The sequence below is a fragment of the Streptomyces sp. SX-6 genome, from assembly GCF_059089585.1.
This window is the reverse complement of record NZ_JBTHHU010000019.1, coordinates 102013-121371: the sequence shown is the minus strand read 5'-3', so window position 1 is coordinate 121371 and position 19359 is coordinate 102013. Positions and strand designations below refer to the sequence as shown.

The window sequence follows — 19359 nt, the reverse complement described above, 5'->3', positions numbered from 1 at the left end:
CGCGACCGGACGGGCGGGACTTGCCGCGTCCGGGGCCGGCGTACGTACAGGCGGGGGCGAAGGATCACTGGACCGTCCGGCAACAGGGCGGGGGCCCGGCCGCTGCGGAGAGGCGGCCGGGCCGGTACGGGGGTATGTCAGCTGAAGACGGAGGCGCAGGTGGTGGGGGTGGCGTGCGCCGGGTCGAGCGCGTTCGTCACCTCGTGGAAGGCGACCTTGTCGATCGTGCCGATGGCGATGTGCTCGGAGACGTCCAGCTTGCACAGGTCCTGGACCAGGACATTGCGCACGTTCGGGCCCGAGAGCCGCTGCGTCTGCCAGGGCGTGGCGATCTCGTCGTACTTGGTCGAGATGACCGTGTACTTCACCCCCGGCACGGTCTCGGGCTTGGAGTTCAGCTTCTTCAGGAACTCGGAGCCGATCATCTGGTCCTCGACGCCCGGGACGGCGATCGACATCGCCTTGCTCACACCAGGGACCATGCGCCCGAGGGTGGTCAGGCCCGAGGCGGTCGAGCCGTGGTTGTCGGGTGCTATGCCCACGAGCTTGTCCACCTTGGCGGCGCCGCCAAGGAAGTTGAGGTAGTAGCGCGGCAGGGGGCCGCCGCCCTGGGAGTGGCCGACCAGGTCCACCTTCTTCGCCCCACTGGACTTGAGGACCTTGTCCACGAACGCGGACACCTCTCCGGCCGACTTGACGATCGGGCCCTGGCCGTTGAGCCCCGGCATGTAGGGCAGCTTGCCGTAGTCGAGGGAGTAGACGCAGTAGCCCTGCTTGACCAGCGTGGGCGCCAGGAGGAACCAGGTGTCCAACTGGTTGGCCCAGGTGCCGTGGAGGAGGACGACGGGGTTGGGGTGGGCGGCGGACGGCTTGCAGGACCAGTTGTTCCAGCCGCTGGTGACGGTCTTGCCGGCCGTTGCGGCCTTCGCGGTCTTCGCGTCGGCCGGGGCCGTGGACGCGGAGGCGGAGGCGGCGCCTGCCGTCACGGTCAGGGCCAGCGCCGAGGCGGCGCAGGCGAGGGCGCGGAACGATCTCTTGCGCGGGGGCATGGGGGTACCTCACAGGGTGGGGGTCGGGCAGGGGGTGGGGAGTTACTTGACCAGGGACTTCCAGTCCGGGGACTGCGCCGGGTCCAACTGGCGCATCTTCTCCAGGACCTGGGGATCCTGGACGTCCAGCCAGTCGGCGAGCTGTTTGAAGGTCACGCAGCGCACGCCGTCGCGTGTGCACACCGACTTCACGACGTCCTCGACGGCCTTCATATAGATGCCGCCGTTCCAGTCCTCGAAGTGGTTGCCGATGAACAGCGGTGCGCGGCTGCCGTTGTAGACGCGCTCGAAGCCGTTGAGATAGCTGTCCCTGGTCAGCTTGCGCCACTGCTCGTACTTGGCCGGATCGCCCTGGGTGCTGTCACCGGACTGGTTGTAGAGGAAGTTGAAGTCCATGGAGAGGACCTGCTGCTCGGTCCCGGGGTAAGGGACGAGCTGCAGCGGGAAGTTCCAGATGCCGTCGTTCTTGGACGGCCAGATCTGGAAGTCGCCGGGTGAGCTCGCGTCGTAGCGCCAGCCGAATGACTTGGCGGCCTTCAGCAGGTTCTTCTGGCCTTCCAGGCAGGGAGCCCGGCCGCCGGCCAGCTGGTTCCGGTAGTCGAAGGGCAGTGGGGGAAGGTCCTTGTAGCCGGTATTGGTCTTCCAGTTCTCGACGAAGGAGTAGGACTGCTCGATCTCGCTCTTCCACTCGGCGACGCTCCAGTCGCCGCCGCCCTTGGCGCCGCAGAAGTGCCCGTTGAAGTGCGTGCCGATCTCATTGCCCTCCAGCCAGGCGCCGCTCAGCTGTTCCAGGGTGTCCCTGATGTGCTGGTCGGTGGCGTACGAGATCGCCATTTCGCCGCGTTTGTGCTGCGGCGGCCGGTATTTCGACGCCTTCGACTTGGGCAGCAGATAGGTCCCGGTGAGGAAGAACGTCATCTGCGCGTTGTTCTCCTTGGCGACCTCACGGAAGTGCGAGAACTGCTTCTCGTCGCCCTGGAGGGCGCCGTCCCAGGAGAACACCACGAACTGCGGCGGTTTCTCGCCCGGTTTGAGCTTCACCGGCTTGGGCTGGTGCGGCTGCGGGCCGGTGGAGGACGTCGAACCGTCGCCCAGGACCCGTACCTTCCCGTCCCACTTCTCCTGCGGGTCCGCCGCCTTCGACCCGGATGGGGTAGGGGTCGGTGAAGCCGACGGAGGAGCGGACGAGGGGCGGGCGGAGGGAGAGAGCGCGGCCCTCTCCCCGGCCCCACCGGATCCGCAGCCCGACAGCAGCCCGAGCATGAGGGCGGTCCCGGTCGCCAGGGCCTTCACGCCACGCGCCGTACGCATCAGGTGCGGTACGCGTACCACTTGGTGAACGGCAGCGTCACCGAGAGGCTCAGCATCGACCGCCGGTAGGTGTCGAAGGAGTGGTACGTCAGATACGGGGTGCCGAGAGCATCGCGGTAAGTGACCAGCATGGTGTGGTCCTTGGACCCGTCACGGTTGAAGTCCGCCTGGAGGACGTCCCCGACCTCCATCTGGTAGACGTACTTCAGCGGCGTCACCCGCTTCGAGTTCTGCGCGAACCAGGACCACTCGTTGACGCCGGTCCAGGAATCCGACTGGGTGTCGGACCCGTACCACCACTTCGTGTAGTCACCGGCCTTGCCGGGGGCGTGCTTCCAGCCGCCCGCCTTCAGCGCCTGGCTGACGAAGTTCGTGCAGTCGCCGCCGGTCCCCAACGGGTAGGCCCGGTAGGCCGGGTTGTAGTTCTTCCAGTACTTCTCGGCGTAGTCGGCCATCGCCTTGTAGTCGAGGCCGGTCTTCTTGTTGTCCTTCGGCAGCCGCTTGGGGAACGGCCAGACACTCGCCTCGGGTGCGTTCGGCATGTCACCCGCGCCCGCCGTGGCCTTCACCGTGGGCGCCGTCGGTGCGGGCGCGTTGATCTGCGGTATCTCGTCCAGATCCTTGATGCCGGTCAGCTCCCACGCCCCGTTGCCGGCGGCGGCGAAGCTCAGCTCGTGGTGGGCCTGGAAGCCGGTGGTGCCCGGCTCGTCACCGCGGATCTTCTTGTAGGTCAGCTGCGTGGTCTCGGTCACCCGCACCGTGGCCTTCTTGCCGTCGACGCCGGTCCGGTCCACCGTGACCCGGGTGTCGCCGGCGGAGTACGCCTCGCCCAGGGCCTTGAGCTTCGCCCTGCGCTGGCGCAGCGAGGCCACGACGGACTTCTCCGAACGCGCCGTCGCGGACGACAGGCGCGCCTTCTTCGTGGACGGCGAAGTGGCGTGCCCCTTCACCTTGCCGTCGACGACCGCCGCCGTGCGGTCGGTGAGCACGACACCCGCGATACGGCCGAAGGACTCGGCCGTCGTCTTGTCCACGCCTCCGGGCTTGGCCTCCGCGCCCGCGGTGGACGCCGGCACCAGCGCGGCCGACACCGCCAGGGAGGCGACCACCCCGGCAGCGGATCTGAGCGTCAGTGATTTCACAGGACTCCTTTCTCCGTCCGGCCCTTTTCGGGCCGGGCAGCAGGAATCCTTGCACAAAGATCCGGAATGGCAACCCTGGGTCGGGAGAAATTTCCCGGACGGAATTCGACTCGGATCTGATGGTTAGTCAATTCACAAGAATTTCAGGACGGTTGATCCTGTCGCTGCGGTTGGTACGGACTAATTCTGCGGTAATTCCGCACCTGTTGCGGGCTTGCCGCAATTCCCTTGCGGGTTTCCCGCAACCGGTACTGACCGGATCGTGGATGTGATGTACACCATTCACGGGATAATGCTGAACGGGCTATTCCGTTCGTATTCCGCCGTGCAATGATCCGGCCAGGCCCGCCGGGGAAGTCGGGCCCTTTCAACTCATCTCACCGGCGCCGGTCGTGCTCCCGAACGACCCTCTTGCCTTCCGGAGTTCCCGTGTCCACAGAAACAATCCTGGGCGTCAGCCCGTTCGGCGAACCCGATCCACGCCTGGTGGCGGCGGTCTGCCGCGCTGGCGGTCTGGGCGTGCTCGACCTCGGAAGGGGCCGGCGCCGCGCGGCCCTCGAAGCCCTTCAACTGGTGCGGCAATGGGTGCCGGGCCCCTTCGGGGTGCGTGTCGGGGCGGGATGCGCGCTCGGGCCGGACGACCTGGCGACTGACGGGGGCGTGCACACCGTACTGCTCGGCGCGGACGCCGGGTTGACCCCGGGCGACCTCGCCGCCGGCCGGCACCGCGTCCTGGTCGAGGTCACCGACCACGAGGCGGCCCTGGCCGCCGCGCACGCCGGGGCGCATGGTCTCGTCGCCCGGGGGAACGAGGCCGGCGGACGGGTCGGCGAGCTGAGCACCTTCGTCCTCCTCCAGCAGTTGGTGGCGGACCCGGAACTCGGCCTGCCGGTCTGGGCCTGCGGGGGCATCGGGCCGCACACCGCCGCGGCCGCCGTCGTCGGCGGTGCGGCCGGGGTCGTCCTGGACACCCAGCTGGCGCTGCTCGACGAATCCGGCGTCACCGAGGAAGCGGCGGCTGCCGTGCGGACCATGGACGGCTCGGAGACCGTGCCGGCCGCCGGCTACCGGGTGCTGCGCCGCCGGGGACCGGACGCACCGCCCCTGCCGGACGAGCCCGGCGAAGTCGCCCGGCTGCTGGGCGCGGACGATCCCCGGACCCGGCTGCTCCCCGTGGGCCAGGACGGCTTCCTGGCCGCCTCGTTCGCGCGGCGCTGGGGCGATGTGGGCACGGCCGTCCGCGGTGTCACCGCCGCCATCCGGGAGGCCGTGCGCGACGACGCCGCCGTGGACGCGCTGCTGCGCGGCTCCCCGATGAGCCGGGCGCTGGGCACCGCGCTGCCTGTCGCCCAGGGGCCCATGACCAGGGTCAGCGACCAGGCGCGGTTCGCGGCCGCCGTCGCCGGTCACGGCGGGATGCCCTTCCTCGCGCTGGCCCTCGCCGGGCCGCTGGAGACGCGGCTCCTGCTCGAGCAGACCCGCGACGAACTGGGCGAACACCCTTGGGGCGTGGGCATCCTCGGCTTCGCGCCCGCGCACATCAAGGCCGTGCAACTGGAACTCGTCCGGGAGGTCCGGCCCTCCTGCGCCGTCATCGCGGGCGGCCGGCCCGCGCAGGCGGCCGAGCTGGAGGCGGTGGGCATCGACGCCTTCCTGCACGTGCCCTCGCCCGGACTGCTCCGGCAGTTCCTGGACGCGGGCGCGCGCAAGTTCGTCTTCGAGGGCTCGGAGTGCGGCGGCCACGTCGGACCGCGGAGCAGCTTCGCACTGTGGGAGGCGCAGGCCGAGGTGCTGGAGGAGTTCCTGGACACGGCCGTGGACGCGGACCCCGCGGAGCTTCGGGTGTTCTTCGCCGGTGGCGTGCACGACAAGCGGTCGGCCGCGATGGTGGCCGCGCTCGCCGCGCCGCTGACCGCCCGCGGGGTGGCCGTCGGACTGCTCATGGGCACCGCCTACCTGTTCACCGAGGAGGCCGTGGACCGGGGTGCCGTGCGGCCGTCGTTCCAGCGGCAGGTCCTGGCGGCACGGCGGACCGAGCTGCTGGAGACCGCGCCCGGGCACGCCACGCGCTGCGTGAGCAGCCCGTTCACGGACGAATTCCGCGGCGCCAAGGACGAGTTGCGCGAGCAGGGCGTCCCGGAGCGGCAGGCGTGGGAGCGGCTGGAACAGCTCAACGTCGGACGGCTGAGGATCGCCAGCAAGGGCGTGGAACGGACCGGCGGGTCGCTCACGGAGGTGGACGAGCCCCGGCAGCTGACCGAGGGCATGTTCATGGCCGGCCAGGTGGCAGTGCTGCGGTCCGAGGTCACCACCGTCCCCGAACTGCACGCCGCCGTCAGCGCGGAGGCCGCCGGCTTCTTCGCCGCGCGCGCCCGGCGGCTGCGCGAGGAGTTCCGGCAGGAGACTCCGAAGCCCGCCCCGGCCCCGCTCGACATCGCCGTGGTCGGCATGGCCTGCATGTTCCCCGGCGCGCCGGACCTGGCCGCCTACTGGGCGAACGTGGTCGCGGGCACCGACGCGGTCGGCGAGGTGCCGGCGGAGCGCTGGGACCCGGAGCTGCACTACGCGCCCGACGCGGACGGTGCCCGTACGGAGTCGAAGTGGGGCGGCTTCCTGCCGGACATCCCCTTCGACCCGCTGCGCTACGGCATCCCGCCGTCCTCGCTCGGCAGCATCGAGCCGGTGCAGTTGCTCGCGCTGGAGGCCGCGCGGCGGGCGCTGCGCGACGCCGGCTACGAGGAGCGCCCCTTCGACCGCTCCAGGGCCTCGGTCGTGTTCGGGGCCGAGGCGGGCAGCGACCTGTCGAACGCCACCACCGTGCGCACGGTGCTCCCCGCCTACGTGGGAGAACTGCCGCCCGGGCTGGACGAGCAACTCCCGCGGCTGACCGAGGACTCGTTCCCGGGCATGCTGGCCAACGTCATCGCCGGGCGGATCGCCAACCGGCTCGACCTCGGCGGCGCGAACTTCACCGTGGACGCGGCCTGCGCCTCCTCGCTCGCGGCGGTGGACGTGGCGTGCAAGGAACTGTCCGCCGGTACCAGCGACCTCGTCCTGTGCGGAGGCGCGGACCTGCACAACGGGATCAACGACTATCTGCTGTTCTCCTCGGTGCACGCGCTGTCCCCGACCGGCCGCTCCCGCACCTTCGACAGCGCGGCGGACGGCATCGCGCTCGGCGAGGGCGTCGCCTGCGTCGTCCTCAAGCGGCTGGCGGACGCCGAGCGGGACGGCGACCGCGTGTACGCGGTCGTCAAGGGCGTCGGCAGTTCGAGCGACGGCAGGTCCCTGGGGCTGACGGCACCCCGCCCGGAGGGCCAGCGGGCGGCGCTGGAACGGGCCTACCGCCACGCCGGGATCTCGCCGGCCGAGGTGGGCCTGCTGGAGGCACACGGCACCGGGACGGTCGTCGGCGACCGCACCGAACTCACCACGCTCACCGAGGTGTTCACCGAGGCCGGGGCGGCGCCGGGCGGATGCGCGCTCGGCTCGGTCAAGTCCCAGATCGGGCACACCAAGTGCGCGGCCGGACTGGCCGGCCTGATCAAGGCGGCCCTGGCCCTGCACACCGGGGTCAGGCCGCCCACGGCACAGCTGACCCGGCCCAATGAGGCCTGGGAGGCCGGGAGCAGCCCGTTCGCCTTCCACACCGTCGCACGCCCATGGGCGGCCGTGCCCGGCGAACGGGTCGCCGGGGTCAGCGCGTTCGGCTTCGGCGGCACCAACTTCCACGTGGTGCTGCGCGGGCACGAGGCGGGGCCGCCGCCCCGGCACGGGCTCGACGCCTGGCCGGCGGAGCTGTTCGTCTTCCACGGAGCCGACCGGGCGGAGGCCGCCCGGGAAATCGGCCGGCTGCTGGAACTGGTCGCGGAGAACGACCGGCAGGGCCGTTCCTGGCGGCTGCGCGACCTGGCGCTGAGCGCCGCCCGGCGCGCCGACGCGTCCGGGAAACCGGCCTGGGCGGCGGTCGTGGCCCGCGACCTGGACGAGCTGCCCGGGCTGCTGGGACGGGCCAGGGAGGGCGAGCACGATCCCCGGGCAGGAGTCTTCGGCGCGACGGGGGAGGAGCGGTCGGACGGCGGCGAGGTGGCGTTCCTCTTCCCCGGCCAGGGCAGTCAACGTCCGGACATGCTCGCCGAGTTGTTCATCGCCTTCCCGGAGGTCCAGCGGTATCTGCGGACCGGCGACGAGTGGGCGGACGTCATCTTCCCGCCGACCGCCTTCGACCCCGCCGCCGAGGAGGCACGGCGCGCCCGGGTCACCGACACCAGGACCGCCCAGCCCGCGCTGGGCATCATGGGGCTGACCGTGTCCGAGCTGCTGGGCCGGGCCGGTGTCCGGCCCGCGACGGTGGCCGGGCACAGCTACGGCGAACTGGTCGCGCTGTGCGCGGCCGGGGCGTTCGACCCCAAGACGCTGCTGGAGCTGAGCGCGGCGCGCGCGGAGGCGATCCTGGCCGCCGCCGGCGCGGAGCCGGGGACCATGGCCGCCGTGGCGGCCGGGCACCAGGACGTCACCGAGGAACTGCGGACGGCCGGGCTGGCCGGCCGGGTGGTGGTCGCGAACCACAACGCACCGCGGCAGACCGTGATTTCCGGTCCCGTCGAGGAGGTCGGGGAGGCGGTGCGCCGGCTGCGCGAGCGGGGCCTGGGCGCCAAGCCCCTGCCGGTGGCGTGCGCCTTCCACAGTCCCCTGGTGGCCCCGGCGGGCGAGCGGTTCGCCGAGGTCCTCGCCGCCCGGCACGTGGCCGTACCGGAGATACCGGTGTGGGCGAACCGGACGGCCGCCGTCCATCCCGGTCAACCAGACGGGATACGGGCCGAGTTGGCGGCCCAGATCGGTTCCCCCGTGCGCTTCGCGCAGCAGATCGAGCGGATGTACGAGGCCGGTGTCCGGGTCTTCGTGGAGGCCGGGCCGGGTTCGGTGCTGACGGGCCTGGTGGGCCGGATCCTCGGTGACCGTCCGCACACCGCGGTGGCGTGCGAGGGGCCCGAAGGCCCCGGACTGCGCGGCTTCCTGGGCTTGCTCGCCCGGCTCGCCGTCGCCGGTGTCCCTGTCCGTACCGGCTGGACGCACCGGGGGCGCGACAGCGTCGAAGCCGTCCCCGGGACCTGCCCCGCGGCACCCGGCTGGATCGTCAACGGGCAGCTGACACGCACCCGCGACGGTGGCCTGCTGCCCGGCTCGCTCGCACCCGCCCGACCCATTCCGATGGAGGAGATGACAGTGATCCGGGCCCAGGACGGTGGCACGGCGGACGACCGTGACCGGATGGTCCAAGAATTCCTGCGCAGCAGCAGGGAGTTGGTCGCGGCACAGCGCGACGTGCTGCTGACATACCTCGGCGGGGCGGCGAATGTGCCGCCGGTCGCTCCGGCGCCAGTTCTGGCCGCGCTCCCGCCGGCCGTGCCGGAGGAGCCCGTTCCCGTCGCCGTTCCCGTCGCCGTTGCTGCGGCGTCCCCGGCGGCGCCGCCCGCGGCACCGGCGGACGTACTGACGACCGTCCTGGGCATCATCAGCGAACGCACCGGCTATCCCCTCGACATGATCGAGCCCGGTCTCGATCTGGAGGCCGACCTGAGCATCGACTCGATCAAGCGGGTCGAGATCGTCGGCGAGCTGGCCGCACGGCTGGGCTTCGGCGCCGGCGGGACGGAGCTGCCCCGGCTCGACGACGCGGAGCTGGAAGCGGTCTCCAAGGCCCGTACGGCCTCCGGCATCGCCGAGTTGCTGGAGGAGCGGCTGCCCGGCGGGGGAGCGGCCTCCGCGCAGCGGGTCCCCGCCCCTGCGGAGGACCCCGGTCCGGCCGTCACCGGCGAGGCGCCCGGCAGGCTGGTCCTGCGCAGCGTCCGTCTCCCGTCCCCCGACGGGGACTTCGCGATACTGGACGGAACCCGGTTCGCCCTGCTGGGCGGTGCCGGACCGGTGCCGGACGCGCTGGCCGCCCGGTTGGGCGCCCACGGCGCGGAGACGGTCGTCCTGCCGCCGGACCACGTGCTCACGGACGAGGACGGCCCGCTGGACGGGGTGTTCCACCTGGAGGCGCTGTCGCAGGACGGCGGCGGGCCGCTCCTGCCCGGGTCCTTCCCGGTGTTCCAGGCCGCGCTGCGGCGCGGGCCGCGCTGGCTGCTCGCGGCCGCGCCCGCTGAGCCCGCTGAGCCCGATGGCCGGGCGGACGGGCTGCGGGGCATGTTCCGCACCGTCGCGCGGGAGTACCCGGACACCCTCGCCCGGTTCGTCGGGCTGGCCCCGCGGCTGACCGCCGACGAGGTGGCGGCCGCGCTGGTGGGCGAGTTGACGGCCGGGGACCGGACCCCGGTGGTGCTGCGGTCGCCGGACGGCGTCCGGTCCGGCCTCGAGGCCGTGGCCGCCGGCCTGGGCGCCCTGGGCGACCGCGGCGCGGGCCCGGCCGGGGACGGTACGGCCGAGGCGGCCGCCATCGGCCTGGACCGGGACGCGGTGGTGCTGCTGATCGGCGGCGCCCGGGGCATCTCCGCGCGGATCGCCGCGACGCTCGCGGCGGCCTCCCGCTGCCGGATCGAGCTGGCAGGCCGGACCGAACTGCCGGACGCTCCCGAGCATTTCGAAGACGCGCCGGACCGGGCCGCGCTGCGGGCCGCCCTGGCCGCGAAGGGAGAACGCTCCCCGGCCGACATCGAACGGTCCGTCTCGGAGATCCTCGCCCGGCGAGAGGTCCGCCACACTCTCGACTCGCTGCGGAACCTGGGCAGCCCGGTGCGCTATCACACGGTGGACGTCCGGGACCCCGAGGCGGTGCGACGGCTGGTGGCGGACGTCCACGCCGAACACGGCCGTCTGGACGGAGTGGTGTACGCGGCCGGGATCATCGAGGACCGGGTCCTGGCCGAGAAGGACCCCGACTCCTTCCGCCGGGTCTACACCACCAAGGTCGACGGCGCGCACACCCTGCTGGCGGCGTTGGACGGCCTGCCGCAGGCCCCCCGGTTCGCCGTGTTCTTCGGCAGCATCGCGGCCGTCCTCGGCAACCGGGGTCAGGCGGACTACGCGGCCGCCAACGACGCCCTGCAGTCCCTCGGCGGACGGTGGGCCCAGAAGTCCAAGTGCCGCACGCTGACCGTGCACTGGGGGCCCTGGGCGCCGGACGGGGAGCACGCGGGCATGGTGACCCCCGAGCTCGCCCGGGAGTACGCGCGGCGCGGCATCGGACTCATCGACCCCGAGGAGGGGGCGCTGTGCCTGCTGCGCGAGCTCGCCTGGGGCGAGGAATCGGCCGACGCCGTGGTCTACACCGCATCGGGCTGGTGAAGATGAGCACGACGCACCACACACCGGCCGGGCGGCCCCCCGTCGCCATCGTCGGCATGGCGGTCCTCTTCCCCGGCGCGCCGGACCTCGCGACGTACTGGCGCAACCTGACGGCGGGCCTCGACGCGATCACCGAGGTCCCGGCCGCACGTTGGGACCCCTCCTTCTACGATCCGACGGCCGCCGGTGGCCGCTCGGACCGGGTGTACTGCCGCCGCGGCGGATTCGTCGACGAGCTGGCCGAGGTGGAGGCGACCCGGTTCGGGATCATGCCCAACTCGGTGCCGGGCACCGAACCGGAGCAGCTCATCGCGCTGCACGTGGCCGCCGAGGCGATCGCGGACGCGGGCGGCGAGGCGCGGCTGCCGGACAGGGACCGGATCGGGGTGGTCCTGGGCCGGGGCGGCTATCTGTCCCCCGGGATGGCGCGGGGCACCCAGTCCGTCCAGACGTCCAACCAACTCGTACGGACCCTCGCCGAGTTGCTGCCCGAGCTGGACACCGGACTGCTGGAGCGGGTCCGGCGGGCGTACACGGAACAGCTGGGACCGGACGAGCCCGAGCAGGCGATCAACCTCGTGCCCAACCTGACCGCCTCCCGGGTGGCCAACCGGCTCGACCTGCGCGGCCCGGCGTACACGGTGGACGCCGCCTGCGCGTCCTCGCTGGTAGCGGTCGACCAGGCGGTCGGCGAACTGGCCACGGGCCGCTGCGACTTGGTGCTGGCCGGCGGGGTCCACCACTGCCACGACATCACGCTGTGGTCCCTGTTCTCCCGGCTGCGCGCGATGTCGCCGAGCCAGCGGATCCGCCCGTTCCACCGGGACGCGGACGGGCTGCTGATCGGCGAGGGCACCGGTGTGGTGGCGCTCAAGCGCCTCTCCGACGCCCTGCGCGACGGTGACCGCGTCTACGCCGTCGTCCGCGGCACCGGGGTGGCCAGCGACGGCCGCAGCGGCAGCCTGGTCAACCCCGACCCCTCGGGCCAGGTCAAGGCGGTACGGGCGGCCTGGCGCGAGGCGGGGCTGGATCCCGCCGCACCGGGGTCGGTCGGGCTGCTGGAGGCGCACGGAACCGCCACCCCCTCGGGGGACGCGGCCGAACTGGCCACCCTGGCCGAGGTGTTCGGCCCGGGCGGCGACGGGGACCGGCCGGTGCTCGGGTCCGTGAAATCGATGATCGGGCACACCATGCCGGCCGCCGGTGTGGCCGGTCTGGTCAAGGCGGCGCTCGCGGTGCACCACGGCGTACTGCCGCCGACCCTGCACTGCGAGGAGCCCCACCCGGCCCTGGCCCGCACCCGCTTCCGCACGATCGCCGCGGCACGGGACTGGGGGACCGGTGACGGACGGACCCGGCGAGCGGGCGTCAACGCGTTCGGCTTCGGCGGCATCAACGCCCATGTGGTGCTGGAAGAAGACCCCAGTCGGAGTGGCCGTCCGGCCCGGTCCCGGGCGACGGTCCGCGAGCCGGAACAGGTGCTGCGGCTGGCCGCCGACACCCCGCAGGAGCTCGCCGCGCTGCTGGACGCCGACGACGCCGTCGTCCGTGCACGGCGGTCCGCGCACGACGGACGCACCCGGCTGGGCGTCGTCGCCCCGACCGCCGGGCGCCTCGCCCTGGCCCGGAAAGCGGTGGCCAAGGGCTCCCCCTGGCGCGGGCGCGGCGACGTGTGGTTCTCCCCGGAGCCGCTGCTCGGCGGCCCCGCGGGCGGGCGGCTGGCCTTCGTCTTCCCCGGCCTGGAAGCCGAGTTCAGACCCCGGATCGACGACGTCGTCGAACGGTTCGGCCTCTCGGCGCTGCTGCCCGAGGGGTTCGGCTCCTCCGGGGCCGACGTGGCGGACGTCGGACGGCACGGGGCCTCGGTCATCGCCGTGGGGCGGGTGCTGGACGCCGCGCTGCGCCGGATGGGCATCGTGCCCGACGCCGTCGCGGGCCACAGCATCGGCGAGTGGACGGCCATGGCCACCGCCGGGCTGTACGCCGGGGACGCGGTCGACGACTTCACCCGCTCCTTCGACCCGGACCAGGTGCGGGTCGCCGGGCTGTCCTTCGCCGCGCTGGGCGCACCGGCCGGGAAGGTCACCGCCGCGCTCGCTGCCCATCCCGGGGTGGTGCTGTCGCACGACAACGCCCCGGAGCAGTCGATGGTCTGCGGTCCTCCCGATCAAGTGGAGGAGTTCGTACGGTACTTCCGGTCACGCGGCGTCATCGGGCAGGTCCTGCCGTTCCGTTCTGGCTTCCACACGCCGATGCTGGCCCCGTACCTCGACCAGATCCGGCACTACGCGGGCCTGTTCGAGCTGCACCGGCCGGCCGTGCCCGTCTGGTCGGCGACCACTGCCGCACCGTACCCCGGCGACGAGGCCGGGGTGCGGGAGCTCTTCGTACGCCACCTGCTGGAGCCCGTCCGCTTCCGCCCGCTGATCGAGGCCATGTACGCGGCCGGTTTCCGGGTCTTCGTCCAGGCCGGTACGGGCCAGGTGGGCTCGCTCGTCGAGAGCACCCTGCGCGGCCTCCCGCACCTGGTCGTGACGGCCAACTCCCCGCACCGGCACGGGACGGCGCAACTGCTCCGGGTCGCCACGGCGCTGTGGACCGCCGGCGGCGACCCGGACCTCGGGGGCCCGGATCTCGGGGGCCCGACCGCCGCCGGTGCCCGCCGGATGCCGCCCTCGCGGCTGGACCTGGGCGGCAAACTGGTGTCCCTGGACCGGGAGACGGTGGCCGCGGTGCGCTCGGCGCTCGCCGTCCGGAGCGCGCCGGATGGTGTGGATGTCCCGGACGGCTCCGCGCTGGACGCCGAGCTGCGGGCCCTGTTGAAGGACACCGCCGAGGCGGCCGTCGCGGTGACCCGCGCCACGGCCGCGCGTACGGTCCGCACCGTGCTGCGGGTGTCCACGGACACCATGCCGTACCTGCGCGACCACTGCTTCTTCGCGCAGCGCGCCAACTGGCCGGACGAGGCCGACCGTTGGCCGGTGGTCCCGGCCACGACGGTGGTGCACCACATGATGGAGCACGCCGCACGGGCCCGGCCCGGGACGACCGCGGTGGCGGTGCACGAGGTGCGGCTGAACCGCTGGGTGGCCGCGGCCCCCGCCGTCGACGTACCCGTGACCGTCGAGGCGCGCGGGAGCGGCCGGGCCGGTGTGACGTTCGGCGCGTACGCGCACGGCGAGGTGGAACTCGCGGACCGCTACCCCGGCGGCGCGCCCCGGCCCTGGCGGTGGGCGCCCGGGGAGGAACGGGCTCCCGGGATCACGGCCGGGCAACTGTACGAGGACCGCTGGATGTTCCACGGTCCGGCGTTCCAGGGCGTCACCGAGCTGACGGCGGTCGGCGACGCGCATGTGCGCGGCGTGCTCACCGCCCCGTCCGCGCCGGGTGCCCTGCTCGACAACGTGGGGCAGCTGCTCGGCTACTGGATCCTCACCACCCTGACCGAGCGGACCCTGGTGTTCCCCGTCCGCGTGCGGCACATCCGGTTCTTCGGCCCGCACCCGTCGCCCGGCACCCGGGTCGAGTGCCTCATCAGGATCGTCTCGGTCACCGACGCCACGGTGGAGGCGGACGTGCAGCTGCTCGTGGATGGTCACGTCTGGGCGGAGATCGGCGGCTGGCAGGACCACCGGTTCGACAGTCGTACGGACACCAAGGCGCAGGAACGGTTCCCCGGGGAGCACACACTCTCCGCGGTCCAACCGGGCGGCTGGGTGCTCCTGTTCGACGGGTGCCACGACCTCGCGTCCCGCGACCTCGTGATGCGGCGGCACCTCGGCACCGCCGAGCGCGAGGACCACGAGCGGCGCCCGCCGTCCGGCCGCCGCCAGTGGCTGCTCGGCCGCATCGCGGCCAAGGACGCGGTCCGCCGATGGCTGTGGGAGCACGGCGAGGGGCCGGTCTTCCCCGCCGAGATCCGGGTGGACAACGACGCGTCCGGCCGGCCGCGGGTGACCGGTGCGCACGGCCGGGTCCTGCCCGCCCTCGACGTCTCGCTGGCGCACCGGGCCGAGGCCGCGGTCGCCCTGGTCCGGCCGCGCGGTACGGACGGGCTCCCGGCGCCGGTCGGCATCGACGTCGAGGAGGTCACCCACCGGCCGCCGGGCACCCTGGCCGCCGCCCTCGGCCCCGCCGAGCGCGAACTCCTCGTCGCGCTGTGCTTCCGGACCGGTGAACCACAGCCGCTGTGGTTCACCCGGTTCTGGGCGGCGAAGGAGGCGGTGGCCAAGGCCGAGGGCACCGGGCTGCGGGGACGCCCGAAGGACTTCGCCGTCCTCGAGGCCCGGACGCACGACCTGGTGGTGGCCGTCAACGGCCGCCGGTACCCGGTGCGTTGCCGCACCGTCACCAACCCGGAGGGCCTGCCCGATCGGGAGTACGTGGTCGCGTGGACCGCCGGGCCGGTGGCCGGGCACCCGGAAGACGAACGACAGGAGAGCCAGCAGTACTGCGTTTCCCCGGGGGACACCCCCCGGACCCCCGGCCGGAACCACAGGTCCGCGGAGTGCGCTGGACCGGCAACGCGAGGAGAGCCCAAGTGAACAGCAGCCAGGCGGCACCGGCCGCCGCGGCCCGGCAGGCGGTGTTCGAGGAGGTCACCGGCATGCTCCGCACCGTCCTCGACGAGTACGGGGGCGTGGACGACGCCGGGATCACCATGGACACCCGGTTCCACGACGACCTGGACCTGGAGAGCATCGACCTGGTCACCCTCGGCGGCCACCTCCAGGCGCGGTACGGGGAGTCGGTGAACTTCGCCGAGTACCTGGCCGGGCTCGGGCTGGAGGAGATCATCGGCCTGACGGTCGGACAGCTCGTCGAGCACATCGCCGGCTGCCTGCGGGCCCCCGGGGAGGGGTGACCCATGGCTATGATCGACGCCAACGGCCTTGCGCTGCACGTGGAACGGATGCCCGCGCGGACGACGGCCGGCACGGCCCCGCCGCCCACTGTGGTGCTCATCCACGGGATGCTCATCGACAGCCTCATCAGCTACTACTTCACCCTGGCGCCCAGGTTCGCCGCCGCCGGGCTCGATGTGATCATGTACGACCTGCGGGGGCAGGGCCTCAGCGAACGGCCGCCGGCCGGCTACCGGCTGGAGGACCACCTCGACGACCTCCAGGCCCTGCTCGACCGGCTGGACCCGGCGGGCCCCGTGCACCTGGTGGGCAACTCCTACGGCGGCACCATCGCGTTCGGCCATGCGGCGCGGCATCCCGGCCGGGTGGCCAGCGTCTCGATGATCGAGTCGGAGCCGGCCACCGGCGCCTGGTCCCGCAAGATGGCGGCCAACCTCGCGCGCGGGGCGGAGGAACTCGCCCGCGACGGCCTCTTCGAGGAGCTCACCGAGAAGCACGGCAAGCACGTGACCAAACGCGTCCGGTCGGCCGCCCGGCTGCTGCACTCCACCACCACGGTGCGGGACGTCCCCGCCAGCGGGGTCCTCGACGAGGACGCCGTCCGCGCGGTGGACTGCCCGGTGCTGGCCCTCTACGGGGCCGAGTCCGAACTCGCCGTGCAGGCGGGCTGGTTGAGGTCGCTGCTGCCGCAATGCTGCACCGTGGTGGTGCCGGACCAGGAGCACTGGCTCCTGGTCGGCGCCACGGAGCTGACCGGCGACCTGATCCTGGAATGGATCCGCGCGCACACGCCCGTAGCGCACACGCCCGTAGCGCACACACCGCCCGTACCGGCGGCCGGGGACGTGATCCGGTGAGCCGCTTCCTGTTCGTCGTGCCACCCCTGGCCGGGCACGTCAACCCCACGGTCGGCGTCGCCGCCGAACTGGCCCGGCGCGGGCATCAGGTGGCCTGGGCCGGTCTGCCGGAGGTCGTGGGACCGCTGGTGGGCGAGGGCGCGACCGTGTTCCGGTGCTCCTCCCCGGATCTGGCCGACCCCGCCCTGCTGCGGCCGCCCTCGCTCCGCGGCCCGGCGGCGCTGAAGTTCCTGTGGGAGCGGTTCCTCGGGCCGCTCGCCGAGCACATGGCGCCCGGAGTGCGGGCGGCCGCTGCGGAGTTCCGGCCGGACGTCCTGGTGGCCGACCAACAGGCCGTCGCCGGCGGCCTCGTGGCCGAGCGGCTGGGACTGGTGTGGGCCACCTCGGCGACCACCACGGCGGGCTTCACCTCGCTGTCCGGCCTGCCGAAGGTCGACTCCTGGATCGCCGGGCTGATCCAGGAACTGCGGCACCGGATCGGCGACCCGCGCGGCACCGCGGACCCCCGGATGTCCGACCGGCTGGTGCTGGCCTTCAGCACCGAGGCCCTCGCCGGACCGGTCCCGTCCGCCGGCGAACAGGTCCGGTTCGTCGGCCCGTCGCTCGCCGCCCGCCCGGCCGCGGACGACTTCCCCTGGCACCGGCTCGACCCCCGGACGCCCACCGTGCTGATCACCCTCGGCACGGCCAACGCCGAGGTGGCGCCCCGCTTCCTCGCCGCGTGCGCCGAGGCGGTGCGCGGACGGCCGGACCGGGCGCAGGCGGTGGTCGTCGACCCGACGGGCACGGTGCCGGAGTTCGCCGACCGGGTGCTGGTCCGGCCGCGCGTTCCTCAACTGGCCCTGCTGGAACGGTGCGACGCGGTCATCTGCCACGGCGGGCACAACACCGTGTGCGAGGCGCTGTGGAACGGCCTCCCGCTGGTCGTCGCGCCCATCCGGGACGACCAGCCCGCCATCGCCGCCCAGGTGACGGACGCCGGGGCGGGCGTACGGGTCCGGTTCAACCGGGCGACCGCCGAAGTGCTGGGCGCGGCGCTGGACACCGTCCTCGGCGAGCCCGGCTGTCGCGAGGCGGCCGGGAGGGTGCGCGCGTCGTTCCGCGCCGCGGGGGGCGCCGCGGCCGCGGCCGCGCACCTCGAGGCCCTGGCGGCGGGGGCGAACTGACCCACCCATGCCCCGATCTGACATGTTCCCGACATTTCTCGCGCAGAGAAAACAGACCCTTCACACCAACCCATGAGGATCCCCATGCGCAACCTCCGCAGAAGAGCGGCCCTGGCACCAGTGCTGCTCACCTCCCTCTCACTCGCCCTGGCCGCCTGCTCGCCCTTCGAAGGCGGCTCCACCAACGCCTCGGACGAGACGGCGAACACCAGGGAAACCACTGCTCCCCCCAGGGTCGACTTCAGCCTCGGCGAACCCTCCCCCGGGGGAGCCGGGCCCGGCGCGGTGGCCATTCCGGCGGGCGGCGGCATCAAGGCGCAGAAGTCGCCGGTGAAGGTCGACTCCATCGACCGCGACAGCGGGCGCGCCGTCATCTCCCAGACCGTCGCGCAGGCCACCCCGGGCGCGTCCGGCACGCCGGGGCCGTCGGCGACGCCTGCGGCGAAGAAGTCCGTCGCCGTGGGCGACATCGTCGCCAGCAAGCCCGTGCCCGGCGCGCCCCAGGGTGTCCTGGCCAAGGTCACGAAGGTGGAGAAGAAGACCCCGAAGGGCACCGAGGTCCGTACCACCCCGGTCGATCTCTCCACGGTGCTGGGCGACGCCAAGGTCAAGAACAAGCTGCCCGTCGACCCGTCCGGCTTCAAGGCCGATTCGCTCGTGCCGGGGGTGAAGTTCTCCTGGGCCAAGCGCGGCAACGTCCACGCCGGACCCGAGGGCCTCAAGCTGCCCTTCGGCAGCCTGCGCGTAGACGTCGACACCACGGTCGACACGGAGAAGGACGCGAAGGGGGAAGGGGTGGAGAGCCCCGCCAAGGCGTCGTTCAAGGGCTTCGTCCAGCTCGCACCCGAGGTCGACTTCAACTACTACGGCGGCGGCTCCGGCGACGGCCCCTCGGGGGCCGGCCTGCGGCTGACCGGTGACTGGTCCTCGGGGTTCCACTTCAAGGGGCGGACGGCGCCCACGACCAACGGCAAGCCGGTGCGGATACCGTTCGTCGTCCTGCACGCCAACCCGACCTTCTACATCGGTGAACTTCCGGTCACCGTCAACATCGACCTCACCTGCTACGTCCTGATCGACGCCGACGGCAAGGCGAGCCTGGACGTCCAACAGGACCCGGTGAAGGGCGACTTCACCCTCGGCTCCGCGTTCAGCCTGAAGGAGGGGTGGCAGCCGGAGGCCAAGGCGGACTTCACCCCCGCGACGCTCAAGGCGAGCGCCTCGGCCGCGGTCAACGCGAAGGTCCGGTTCGGCACCGAGGCGAACCTCGGCCTCTACGGCAGCGTGGGCGTGAAGGGCGACATCGCCGCGCCGTACGTGCGCACCGAGGTCAAGGGCGGAGTCAGCGGTTCGACCGAGGGCAAGGCCGCGGCCAACGCCGACTGGAAGCTGTTCGCGGGAGTCGACCTGGAGGGATGGGTCATGCCGTATCTGAAGATCGGCGGCGTGCAGGCGTTCGCGATACGCCTGCCGATGCCCAAGGTGCAGCGCGAGGTGCAACTCGCACACGGCAAGGGAGCCATACAGATCCCCCAGCCGCGCACCCCGCAGGACGACACACCGAAGGATGACACACCGAAGGATGGCAAGGACCAGTCCGGCGGCGGCAAGCCCCAGCGCCACTGACACACCGAAGCTCCGCTTTCCGTAGGCCAAAGGCCGCTCTCGCACGATGCGGGGGC

At 72.9% G+C, this 19359-nt stretch carries 9 protein-coding genes; 6 read left to right on the top strand and 3 right to left on the bottom strand.

The features are described from left to right. Positions 1–137: 137 nt before the first annotated feature. From ACV530_RS22750 to ACV530_RS22740, 3 genes are read right to left on the bottom strand one after another with little or no spacing between them, the layout of a single operon-like run. Positions 138–1049: an esterase/lipase family protein gene (locus tag ACV530_RS22750; RefSeq protein ID WP_494334446.1), complete on the bottom strand. Its 912-nt coding sequence runs from the start codon at positions 1047–1049 to the stop codon at positions 138–140. 42 nt (positions 1050–1091) lie between these two features. Continuing rightward, entirely contained in the window at positions 1092–2360 is a 1269-nt protein-coding gene (locus tag ACV530_RS22745; RefSeq protein ID WP_494334445.1) for a polysaccharide deacetylase family protein, read from the bottom strand. Continuing rightward, positions 2360–3502, bottom strand: coding sequence for an amidase domain-containing protein (locus ACV530_RS22740; RefSeq protein ID WP_494334444.1), 1143 nt, complete (start codon positions 3500–3502; stop codon positions 2360–2362). The genes ACV530_RS22745 and ACV530_RS22740 overlap by 1 nt, the downstream gene beginning before the upstream one ends. 429 nt (positions 3503–3931) lie before the next feature. On the opposite strand from ACV530_RS22740, the gene ACV530_RS22735 reads away from it, so the two are divergent. The 6 genes from ACV530_RS22735 (at position 3932) to ACV530_RS22710 (ending at position 19303) form a co-directional block, all read left to right on the top strand. Next, positions 3932–10789, top strand: a complete 6858-nt coding sequence (locus ACV530_RS22735) for an SDR family NAD(P)-dependent oxidoreductase (RefSeq protein ID WP_494334443.1) — start codon at positions 3932–3934, stop codon at positions 10787–10789. A gap of 2 nt (positions 10790–10791) precedes the next feature. After that, positions 10792–15333, top strand: coding sequence for a type I polyketide synthase (locus ACV530_RS22730; protein ID WP_494334442.1), 4542 nt, complete (start codon positions 10792–10794; stop codon positions 15331–15333). Between the two features lie 62 nt (positions 15334–15395). After that, positions 15396–15653 carry an acyl carrier protein gene (locus ACV530_RS22725; protein WP_494334467.1) on the top strand — a complete coding sequence of 86 codons (258 nt, stop codon included), beginning with the start codon at positions 15396–15398 and terminating at the stop codon, positions 15651–15653. A gap of 3 nt (positions 15654–15656) precedes the next feature. Further along, entirely contained in the window at positions 15657–16511 is an 855-nt protein-coding gene (locus ACV530_RS22720) for an alpha/beta fold hydrolase (protein WP_494334441.1), read from the top strand. Beyond that, entirely contained in the window at positions 16508–17677 is a 1170-nt protein-coding gene (locus ACV530_RS22715) for a glycosyltransferase (protein ID WP_494334440.1), read from the top strand. Before ACV530_RS22720 ends, ACV530_RS22715 begins: the two co-directional genes overlap by 4 nt. Positions 17678–17749: 72 nt before the next feature. Further along, the gene (locus tag ACV530_RS22710) at positions 17750–19303 is read left to right on the top strand and encodes a hypothetical protein (protein ID WP_494334439.1); all 1554 of its coding nucleotides are present in this window, start codon (positions 17750–17752) and stop codon (positions 19301–19303) included. The last annotated feature ends 56 nt before the right edge of the window (positions 19304–19359 follow it).

What these genes read in the sequence shown, in the direction of transcription:
- ACV530_RS22725 (WP_494334467.1), top strand. Translation starts at nt 15,396, where the DNA reads ATGCTCCGCACCGTCCTCGACGAGTACGGGGGCGTGGACGACGCCGGG.
- ACV530_RS22750 (WP_494334446.1), bottom strand. Translation starts at nt 1,049, where the DNA reads ATGCCCCCGCGCAAGAGATCGTTCCGCGCCCTCGCCTGCGCCGCCTCG.
- ACV530_RS22745 (WP_494334445.1), bottom strand. Translation starts at nt 2,360, where the DNA reads ATGCGTACGGCGCGTGGCGTGAAGGCCCTGGCGACCGGGACCGCCCTC.
- ACV530_RS22730 (WP_494334442.1), top strand. Translation starts at nt 10,792, where the DNA reads ATGAGCACGACGCACCACACACCGGCCGGGCGGCCCCCCGTCGCCATC.
- ACV530_RS22720 (WP_494334441.1), top strand. Translation starts at nt 15,657, where the DNA reads ATGGCTATGATCGACGCCAACGGCCTTGCGCTGCACGTGGAACGGATG.
- ACV530_RS22710 (WP_494334439.1), top strand. Translation starts at nt 17,750, where the DNA reads ATGAGGATCCCCATGCGCAACCTCCGCAGAAGAGCGGCCCTGGCACCA.